General features: G+C 71.3%; 9 protein-coding genes. All 9 read right to left on the minus strand.

The features are described 5' to 3' along the window. Positions 1-310, minus strand: a 310-nt coding sequence (locus R6V09_RS36435; RefSeq protein ID WP_317885752.1) for a hypothetical protein, incomplete at its 3' end; no start/stop codon positions are given. 10 nt (positions 311-320) lie between these two features. After that, positions 321-1,547, minus strand: coding sequence for an NAD(P)/FAD-dependent oxidoreductase (locus R6V09_RS36440; RefSeq protein WP_317885753.1), 1,227 nt, complete (start codon positions 1,545-1,547; stop codon positions 321-323). A 32-nt stretch (positions 1,548-1,579) separates the two neighbouring features. Further along, positions 1,580-2,752 carry an aromatic ring-hydroxylating oxygenase subunit alpha gene (locus R6V09_RS36445; RefSeq protein ID WP_317885754.1) on the minus strand — a complete coding sequence of 391 codons (1,173 nt, stop codon included), beginning with the start codon at positions 2,750-2,752 and terminating at the stop codon, positions 1,580-1,582. Continuing rightward, positions 2,749-3,630, minus strand: coding sequence for an alpha/beta fold hydrolase (locus tag R6V09_RS36450; RefSeq protein WP_317885755.1), 882 nt, complete (start codon positions 3,628-3,630; stop codon positions 2,749-2,751). Before R6V09_RS36450 ends, R6V09_RS36445 begins: the two co-directional genes overlap by 4 nt. Continuing rightward, positions 3,620-4,870: a M24 family metallopeptidase gene (locus tag R6V09_RS36455; RefSeq protein ID WP_317885756.1), complete on the minus strand. Its 1,251-nt coding sequence runs from the start codon at positions 4,868-4,870 to the stop codon at positions 3,620-3,622. Before R6V09_RS36455 ends, R6V09_RS36450 begins: the two co-directional genes overlap by 11 nt. After that, positions 4,867-6,657 carry an ABC transporter ATP-binding protein gene (locus R6V09_RS36460; protein ID WP_317885757.1) on the minus strand — a complete coding sequence of 597 codons (1,791 nt, stop codon included), beginning with the start codon at positions 6,655-6,657 and terminating at the stop codon, positions 4,867-4,869. Before R6V09_RS36460 ends, R6V09_RS36455 begins: the two co-directional genes overlap by 4 nt. After that, positions 6,654-7,511 (minus strand): ABC transporter permease, encoded by an 858-nt coding sequence (locus R6V09_RS36465; protein WP_317885758.1) that lies wholly within the window; start codon positions 7,509-7,511, stop codon positions 6,654-6,656. Before R6V09_RS36465 ends, R6V09_RS36460 begins: the two co-directional genes overlap by 4 nt. Beyond that, positions 7,508-8,542 (minus strand): ABC transporter permease, encoded by a 1,035-nt coding sequence (locus R6V09_RS36470; protein WP_317885759.1) that lies wholly within the window; start codon positions 8,540-8,542, stop codon positions 7,508-7,510. Before R6V09_RS36470 ends, R6V09_RS36465 begins: the two co-directional genes overlap by 4 nt. Further along, the coding region (locus tag R6V09_RS36475; RefSeq protein ID WP_317885760.1) for an ABC transporter substrate-binding protein at positions 8,539-10,014 on the minus strand (1,476 nt) is incomplete at its 5' end. The genes R6V09_RS36475 and R6V09_RS36470, both read right to left, overlap by 4 nt.

A 10,014-nucleotide genomic window follows, 5' to 3' on the forward strand; every position in this document is an offset into this window, starting at 1 on the left:
GCCGGACCACCTGCGGGCGGGAAGCATGGCGCACCGTCTCGACCCAGTCGTCGCCGAGCCACGCAAGGTGCGCGCCGTCCCGCGTCCAGCGGGGCCTGCGGCCCGGGTCCTGCCTGGTCAGCGCTCCCGTGGCCAGGTCGACCACCGCTGCCTGGTACAGCGGATCCGGTGCGCCGGCGGTCCGCACCGTCGCCGTGAAGGCGATCGACCGGCCGTCGGGTGACACATCGAGGTCCAGCGCGTCGGTGACGCCGGCGTCGCTGTGCAGGCGGGCGAAGTACCGCTCCACAACCTCGGTGTACAGGGCCACTGTCCCCGTCCTAGCGTCGCGCGGGCATCGCGTCGGCGACGTCCCGCTCGGTGGGGAACCGGTCCGGGGCGAAGCGGTCCAGCCGGTACGGGGAGGCGTCCAGCCACTCGGAGCCGCCGCCGTCGACCAACTCGGCCATGAGACGGCCGAGTCCGGGTCCGTGTGTCACCCCGGCCTCGTTGTCGCCGCCGAGGACGTACAGCCCGGGCACGTCCGGTACGGCACCTGCGAGGAATCTGCGGTCCGGTGTCATGCACGGGATGCCCTGCAGCCACCAGTCGATCCTGAGGTCGTGCGCGGGCACGAGTTCGCGCAGTCCGGGCAGCAGCCGCTCGCGCAGGCGGTCGACGAGTTCGGGGTAGTGCGGGCGGCTCTCGCTGCCGACGGCGTCGTCGAGTTCGTACGCGGGGCTGTAGCCGTCCCCGTTGCCCCAGGTGAGGCCGGAGCGGTGGGCGCGCAGCCACAGGCCGTACAGGTCCGGGACCATGACCGTCGGCATGGTGTCGGGCACGCCGGACGGCGGTGAGACGACCCGGGTGGCGACCACGCGCAGAAGCGGCAGGCGGTGGCCGAGCGGGCGCAGCAGCTGGTTGGACCAGGCGCCGCAGGCGAGGACCACCCGGCGGGCGCGGATCGGGCCGGCGTCCGTGAGGGCTCCGATGACCGCGCCGTCAGACATGATCAGACCGGTCGCCGGGGTGTGCTCGCGGATCTCGCCGCCGAGTCTGCGGACCGAGTCGGCGAGCGCGCGGGTGGCCCGCCCCGCGCTGATCTGGATGCCGCCGGGATGCAGGGCGCCGCCCACCACGCCGCCGGGCGAGACGACACCGCCGGTGATCGTGCCGACCTCGCGGGGTGTCAACTCCCTTGTGCCGCTGGGCGCGAGCGGGTGGCCGAGGACGGGTGCGACCCATTTCGACCAGCCGGGTTCGGTGGTGGCGAGGTAGAGGTTGCCGTTGGCCCGGCACTCGATGTCCGGGTTCTGCTCGGCCAGTAGGCGGTAGAAGTCGATGCCGTACTGCTCCAGTTGGAGGTCGGTGTCCGTGAAGAAGTCCGCGTAGCCGGCGGCCCACAGGCCCACGAAGCCGGCTCCGGCGCCGGAGGTCGCGGCTGCGGGCGTGCGCGCTTCCAGGACGATGACGCGTCCGGCGTCACGCTGCAGCAGGTGGTGGGCGAGGGAGGTGCCGAGTACGCCGGCTCCCACGACCAGGACGTCGGCGTCGGTGGTGTCGGGCATCTTGCCCTCCTTGTGGGTGAGTTGACGGGTGGTCAGAGATTTCCGGCTTCGAGCAGCGCGGCGTAGGAGCGGTAGAAGTCGATGACGGACTGTTCGTCGTTCGAGAGCGGTCCGGGTACGTAGGTGCGTGAGCGCACGCCGAGTTGGGCGCGTTCGCACAGGGCCCAGTCCTGAAGGTTGGTCTCGTTCCAGACCTTGATCAGGGTGTCGGTGTCGTAGTCCGTGCCCTCTTCGGCGTCGGCCCGCACCAGCCAGCTCATCCGGATCTCGGTGCGGTCGATGGCGAGGGGCCGTTCGGCGAGGACCACCGCGTAGTCGGGGCAGGCGACGAGCGCGAAGGACGGTTTGAGGTGGATCGCCGCCGTGTAGGGGGCGTGGCCGTCGGCGAAGTCACCGAGGGGTTTGCGGGACGCGTACGCGCCGTCGAGGGTGAGGGACAGGGCGCCGGGCCGCAGCGGGAACCGGGCGTGCTGCACGCGCCGGTCACCGCTGGCCACCAACTCGGTCTCCCGATAGCCGACTTGGTTCAGGCCGCCCACGTCGAAGGTCTTGAGGAGTTCGGGGTGGTTGGCGTTGCAGTGGTAGCACTCCTGGGCGTTCTCCCACACGATCTTCCAGTTGGCGGCGATCTCGTACGTGATCGTGTGCGCGATCCGGGTGCGGGCGATGTCGAAGGTGCCCATCAGGTCGGCACCGGTGCCGAGGAGGTCGGCGAGGCTCTCCACCGGGGAGTCGGAAAGGTTCACGAAGACCAGCCCGTTCCAGACCTCGACGCGTGCGGTGGGCAGCGGATGCCCGGCGGGATCGAAGTCGTCCGGCATGCGCGGCGCGCCCTGCAGGCTGCCGTCGAGGCGGTACGTCCACTGGTGGTACGGGCAGACGAAGCGCCGGGTGAGGCCGCAGCCGGCGTCCACCAGCCGGGCGCCGCGGTGCCGGCACACGTTGGAGAACGCGGCCAGGGTGCCGGCGCCGGTGCGGGCGACGATGACGCTCTCGCCGCCGCTCTCCACCGTCAAGTACCTGCCGGGCCGGTCGAGTTGGGACTCGTGTCCGGCGAGCAGCCAGCTGCGCCGGAAGATCCGGTCGAGTTCCACGGTGTAGAGCTCGTCGGCGAGGTAGAGCTCGCGCGGGACGCCCACGCCCCGGTCGATGTGGTCGCGCACGATCCGGCTGTAGCGGAGCGCGGGTTCGGTGCTGGTGGTCATGACTGTTCGTCCCATCCGTCGAGGAACGCCCGGACGATGGCCAGATAGGCGGGCGCGTTGGGTGCGTGAAAGATGGTGTGACCGTTGTGGTTCATGGTCAGCCACTCGCTGTCGGGGATGCGTTCGGCGAGTACGCGGTTGGTGTCGGCCGAGGACATGTCGTCGCCGCCGTGGACGACGAGGGTCGGGGCGGTGATCTCGGGCAGGCGCGGTTCCACGTCCCAGTCGCGCAGGGCGCCGTCCGCGAACCAGAGCCGGTCGCCCCAGAGTCCGCGTCCGGCGGGCCCGGGCTCCAGTGCCTCCTTCGTCTCCTCGCGGGCCGCGTCGAGGTCGCCGTCGGTGCCGTAGTGGGCGAGCCAGGCCTCCACGGCGGTGCGGAAGGCCGGGTTGTCGTGGTCGCCGAGCGCGTCGGCGGTCACGGCGGCCGAGGCGTGGGCCGGCGGGAGGAGGTCGGCGAGTTGGGTGAGCGAGCCGAGGGTGATCCGGGCGGTGCTGGCAGCGGTGTTGGACAGGACGAGGCGGCCGACGCGGTCCGGATGGTCCAGGGTGTACTGGAGGGCGAGCATGCCGCCCCAGGAATGGCCGAGGAGGTCGACGCGCTCGGCCGCGCAGTGGCGGCGGACCGCGTCGACGTCGGCCACGGCCCGGGCGTGGCTCCACCCGTAGCCGAACGGTGGCAACTCCGAGGCTCCGGTGCCGAGTTGGTCGAAGGTCAGCACGGTGCGGTCGGGTCCCGACAGTCGGTGCAGGGGTTCCAGATAGCCGCCGCCCGCACCGCCGGGGCCCCCGTGCAGTCCGAGGAGGATCCGGTCGCCGGAGCCGGAGAGCGTGCAGTGGAGCTGGAACCCCTCGTCCGTCGTGACGGATTCAGTGCGCATCGCCCACCACCAGTGTCTCCCGGGGAACCGACGACAGGAATCGCGGTCCGGTCTCCTCGAACACGACCGTGTCGATGACGGCGACGAAGGCGCAGCTCTCGAAGTTGGTCACCAGTCCCGCTTCGATCACGTCGTCGGTCTCCTCGTCCTGGATGTCCCAGCAGAACTCGCCCACCCAGTCGGGCATGAAGGACACCCCCAGCTCATAGCCGCCGGCCCAGCCGTCGACTGGCCCGGACTCGGCGAAATAGGCGCGCAGGGCGCGGTGCAGTTCGCGGAAGGGCAGGCCGACGCGGGCGGTGGAGAGCACGACGTCGTAGGCGCCCGCGGCGATCCCGGTGAGGCGGGTGAGCGCCTTGGCGGGCTTCCCCATCGAGAACGGCCGGGTCAGGCGGGCGTGGTAGCGGTCGACGGCGGCTGCCGCGTCGGGGTGAAAGAGCTCGCCGGAGCCGATGGGTCGCCGACTGCTCAGGCCGTGCAGGAGGGGCATCGGGGGTCCCGCCGCGACCGTCTCGTGCATGGCCGTCGGCTCGCCGCCGGCGGCGATCACACCGGTCATCAGCTGGTTCCAGGCCTCCAACTCGGTCATTCCGGGGCGGGCGTTGGCGTGCAGATGCCGCATTCCGGCGTCGCAGGCGGCCTGCGCCCGTTCGATGATCGCGATCTCCGCCGGGGACTTGATCCGGCGCACCCCGCGCACTGTCACCGAGGCGTCGACGACCGTGGCTCCGCGCGCCGTCAGCGCGAAGGCGATGACCTGGGCGACGGCGGGGTTGGGGACGCTGCTCCAGCTCTCCACTCCGATACGGCCGTAGGACCTGCCCCGGGAGAACAGCTCGGCCGTGAGGACGTCGACGAAGTCGGTGATCGTCGGCTCCCCTCCCTTGCCCTCGACCCCGATGAACTCGTCGACGCAGGAGGTGAGTCGGACGAGCTCTTCGTGGTAGGCGGGCTCGATGAGCACGGTCCGTTCGTCGTCGGCGCGGACGATCGTGCAGTGCACCGGCGGGAACCGGGTCGAGGAGTGCTGGCGGTACCAGCGGTTGGTGTAGCCGTGCAGCCAGCACATCGTGTCGGGTGCGGTCAGCAGGAGTACGTCGATCCGGTCGGCGGCCATCCGTTCGCGCAGCCGGGTCAGGCGGTCGGCGTACTCGGTGTCGGTGAAGGGGAGTTGGCGGTCACGCAGGGCCAACTCCGCTTCCTGTCCCCGGATGTAGGCCTCGATGTCGTGGGTGCTCATCGCGCCGCCTCCCGCGGAGGTCCGGCCAGGGTGGGGGCAGCGGCCACCAGCCGCTGTGTGTAGGGGTGTTCGGGGGCGCGGAGGATGCGTGCGGTGGGGCCGGTCTCGCAGATCCGGCCGCCCTCCAGGACCAGCACCCGGTCCGCCACGCCGGAGACCACTCCCAGGTCGTGGGTGATGAACAGCAGCGCGACCCCGAGGTCGTCGCGGAGTTCGGCCAGCGCCTCCAGGATCGCCGCCTGCACCGACACGTCCAGTGCCGAGGTCACCTCGTCGCACACCAGCACGTCGGGACGGGCCGCGAGGGCACGTGCGATGGCGACGCGTTGCCGTTCACCGCCGGACAGTTGGCTCGGGTAGCGGTCGGCGAGCCCGGGCGAGAGCTGGACGCGTTCGAGGAGCGGACCGACCTCCGCCCTGGCCTCGGCGACCGAGAGGCCGCGCAGGACGTGTCCCGGCCGGGCTAGGTCCTCACCGACGCGGCGGCGGGGGTTCAGCGACTGGTAGGGATTCTGGAACACGTACTGGATTCCCCGCCGTTGGGCGGCGCTGCGCTTGCGGATGCGGGCGGGCAGTGGCGCCCCGCCCAGGGTGACGCTGCCGCCGTCCGGCAGATGCAGGCCGACCAGACAGCGGGCGATCGTGGTCTTTCCGCTGCCCGACTCCCCCACCAGCGCGAGGCATTCGCCGCGCCGCACGTCGAAGGAGATGTCCTCCGCGACGACGACGGTCCCGGCCCGGCCCTTGTGCATGGCCCGCAGGCCTTGTACCTGGAGGGCGGGTTCGGCGGTCACCTCGGCGCGGTCATGGGGAGCGCCGAGTGCGGTCGGTGGCGTCAACTCCCAGCGTGGGCAACGGACTTGGTGCAGATCGCCGGCCAGGGTCTCCAGGGCCGGCGGGGTGGTGTGGCAGTCGTCGGCGGACTGTGGGCAGCGGGGCGCGAACGCGCAGCCGCCGGGGCGTTCCCCGACTCCTGGAGCCGAGCCCGCCATCGGGAGCAGGCGGGCGGGACGGCGGTGGTCCGGGATGGACTGGAGGAGCCCTCGGGTGTACGGATGCCGGGGCCGCTCCATGAGGGTGGCGGTCGGGCCCTGTTCGACGATCCGTCCCGCGTACATCACCGCGACCCGGTCGGCGATCTGCGAGACGACCGCGAGGTCGTGCGACACGTAGACCAGTGAGGCGCCGCGCTCGGCCCGCAGTCGTTTGATCTCGTCGAGGACGCTCTGCTGGGTGAGGACGTCGAGGCCGGTGGTCGGCTCGTCCATCACGATCACCGGCGGCTCGCAGGCCAGTGAGATGGCGATCGTGACGCGCTGTTGCTGTCCGCCGGAGAGCTGGTGGGGCAGCCGGCGGCCGAACTCCGTGGTCGCGGGGAGGTCCACGGAGCCCAGCAGGTCGAGTACGGCGGCCGGTGCGGGGTCGCGGTGCCTGCGCAGTACGTCCGCGACCGAGTCGGCGATCCGCAGCGAGGGGTTGAGGGCCTGTCCCGCGTCCTGGGGGACGTAGGAGATCAACTTGCCGCGGATGTCCCGGCGTTCGGACCGCGACAGGCCCAGGACCTGATGGCCTGCGACGCGGACGCTGCCGCCGGTGATCCGTGCGCCGCGCTGCGCGTGGCCGAGCAGGGCCAGGGCGGTCGTGGTCTTTCCGCTGCCCGACTCGCCGACGATGCCGAGGATCTCGCCCCGGGCGAGGGTGAGGTCGACGCCGTCGACGATCGGTGTTCCGGAGGCGAGGGCGATACGCAGGCCGCTGACTTCCAGCAACGGGGTGGTGTCGGTCATTCGGTGCCTCCCGCGAGGGCGTCGCCGAGCAGGTTGATCGCGAGGGTCAAGGCGCCTAGGAGAGCGGCGGCGACCAGCATCGACGAGGGGTTGAGGGCGATGCCGCCACGGTTCTCGGAGACCATCAACCCCCAGTCGGCGGCCGGGGGTTGGAGTCCGAGGCCGAGGAAGTTGACGCCCGCGATCAGCAGTACCGACCAGCTGAACCGGAGCCCCGCGTCGGCGGCGACCGGGCGGGCGATGTTCGGCAGGATCTCGCGGCCGAGCACCGAGAGCGTGCCCTCGCCGCGGGCGACGGCCGCCTCGACGTAGCCCTTGAGGGACTGTTCCAGCGCGGCCGACCGGACGATGCGCACGATGGGAGGGAGTTGGATGAGCGCGGTGGCGATCACCACGCCGGTGATCCCGCGGCCGAACGCGGTCGCGAGCAGCAGCAGGAAGACCAGTGCAGGGAAGGCCAGCAGGACGTCGGTCAGGCGCATCAGGACCGGTTCGAGCCAGGAGCGGCTGTAGCCGGCCAGCAGTCCCACGGTGAGTCCGACCGCGTAGGCGGCGAGGGTGGCGACGCCCGCGTACAGGACGACGCTGAGTCCGCCGGTGAGCACCCGCGACAACACGTCCCGGCCCAGGAAGTCCAGGCCCAGCGGATGACCGGCGCTCGGCCCGGCGAAGGGGATGCCGACCGTGCGGTCCGGTGAGTACGGGGTGCACAGGGGGCCGAGCAGCGCGACGGCGAGGACCAGCACGAGGAGCACGAGGCCGATCCGGCCCGAGAGGGTCTTCGGGGTGCGGCGTCGCAGGGCCGCGCCGAACAGGTCCCTTCGCGGGGTGTCGGTCCTCAGGGGGGCGCTCATGACGTACCACCTGTTCTCAGCTTCGGTACGACGGCCATGACCAGCAGGTCGGCGGCGATGGTGACGGCCACGTAGAAGGTGGCGAGGAGCATGGTCACGGACTGGACTTCGAGGTTGTCGTGGACGGTCACGGCGTCGACGAGTTCCTTGCCGATGCCCGGATAGCCGAAGAGTTCCTCGACGATGAGCAGTCCGCCGACGAGGTACTGGGCGATGAGCGCGAAGACCTGGATGCTCGGCGCGAGCGCGTTGCGCAGGGCGTAGCGGCGCACGACGCGGGCCTCGGGGATCCCGTTGAGGCGGGCGACGGCGACCGGGTCGGACAGCAGCGCCTCCTGCATGCCGGCCCGGATCATGCGGGTGGCCGGTCCCACGGTCACTCCGACCAGGGTGAGCACGGGCAGCACGAGGGTCTCGGGGGTCGCGAGGGGGCTGGTGCCGGGGGCCACGAAGGACACCGGGGGCAGGAGGTCGAACCAGGTGAAGAACACGGCGAGCAGGACGGTGCCGAGGACGAACTCGGGCAGTGCCGCCGGCACCAGGGTCACCGTGGTGACGAGGTGGTCCAGCCAGCGGCCCGCCCGCAGGGCAGTGAGGACGCCGAGCAGCAGGGAGAGCAGCAGGACCGGCACGAAGACCGTGGCCGCGAGGACCAGGGAGTTGCCGAGTTTGCCGCTGATCTGGTCCCAGACGCCGGACCGGCCGCCGGCCGCGTATCCGGCGGCGGTGTTGCCGAGGTCGCCGTGGAGCAGTCCGCCGAGCCACTTTCCGTACTGGACGACGAGGGGCCGGTCGAGTCCCATGCTGTGCCGCAGTTCGGCGACCGCGTCCGGTGTCGCCTGTTTGCCGAGGATCGCGCTCGCCGCGTCGCCCGGCAGCACGGAGGTCGCGAGGAACACCAGGACGGACAGCACGAGGAGGGTGAGGAGGCCGCCGGCGATGCGGCGCAGGGCGACGCGGGCCAGCGGGTGGCGGGAGCCGAAGGGCGCGGAGGCGGGTGCGGTGGTGGGCACCGTGGTGGTGGCGGTCACGACGCGAAATACGCTTCGTTGAGGCCGGTGGGCAGACCGAGGTTCTGGTAGCGGTTGGGGACCAGGCCGCCGACCCGGTTCGACACCGCGTCGAGGTTGTCGACGTTCCCCCACCAGATGTAGCCCCCGCTGTCGTACTGCTGACGCTGCACGGCGGCCCAGGCGGACCGGGCGGTGGTCGCGTCGGGGGCGGCGACGGCGGTGGCGACGAGTTCGTCGGTGCGGCGGTCGGACCAGTGGGTCTCGCCGTAGGGGGCTTTGGAGACGACGCTCGCGTTGTAGACGTCGCCCAGGGTCGTCATCCCCTGCCACAGGGTCTGTGCGAAGGGCATCTTCATGTAGTCGCGGGTCGGGTCGAAGTAGGAGGTCGGGTCGACCTGGGAGATGGAGACGTCGACACCGGCGTCCTTGGCCTGCTGCTGGAAGAGCGTGGCGGCCTCGACCATCCCGGGTGCGACGGTGGAGGTCTGCAGTTTCAGACTCAGTCCCCGGCCGTGCCCGGCCTCGGCGAGCAGGGTCTTCGCCCTGGTGAGGTCGCGGGTGCGTTGCGGGAGGGAGTCGTCGTAGTACTCAAGTCCCTTGCCGTAGAGGTCGTTTCCGACCGTGCCGAAGCCGAACAGGGCCACGTCGACCAGTTGCCTGCGGTCGACGATCAGCCGGAGCGCGCGGCGCACCCGGACGTCGTCGAACGGCGGTTTGTCGACGGCCATGTAGAAGGCCTGCGCGGTGACGCCGGGGCTTCTGATCAGCCGTACGTCGCCCACGAGTTGGGACTTGGCCTGGGTGAAGGGCACCTGCGCCATGACGTCGGTCTGGCCCGACAGCAGGGCGTTGAGCCGGGCGAAGTCGTCCTTCACGGACAGGAACACCAGCTCGTCGAGGTACGGCTTCCCCGGGTCCCAGTAGGCAGGGTTGCGTCTGCAGACGGCCTGTTGTCCTGGGTCGAGGGAGACGAAGGAGAAGGGTCCGGTGCCGACGGGTCTGGTGAAGTCCTCGGCGCCGCGCCGCACGATCGAGGCGGTGGCGAGGCTGTAGGGGAAGAGCAGGTTGGGGCTCTTCAGGGGGACGACCACGGTGTACGGCTCCGGTGCGGACACCTTGGCGAGGTCGACGTCGGCGACGTTGAGGGCGAGCCCGTTGCCGGGTTTCGCCATCCATTTCAGCGAGTACAGGACGTCGGCGGAGGTGAAGTCGGTGCCGTCGTGCCAGGTGACCCCTTGGCGCAGCCGGAACGTCCACACGGACGCGGTGGAGTCGGAGGTCCAGGACGTCGCGAGCATCGGCCGCAGCCGGCCGTCCGTTCCCATGGTGAGCAGGGGATCGAAGACGGCGCAGCTCATGGCGGTGTTGATGAGGGCGTTCGCGGCGAGGGAGGGGTCGAACGACTCCCCCTTGCCGGCCCCGACCATGCCGACCCGCAGTCGGCCGCCCCTGCGCGGCGGTCCGGTCGGCCCGGCCGACGCCGAGACCGG

Source organism: Streptomyces sp. W16, assembly GCF_033194735.1.
In the GTDB taxonomy this organism is placed as follows: domain Bacteria; phylum Actinomycetota; class Actinomycetes; order Streptomycetales; family Streptomycetaceae; genus Streptomyces.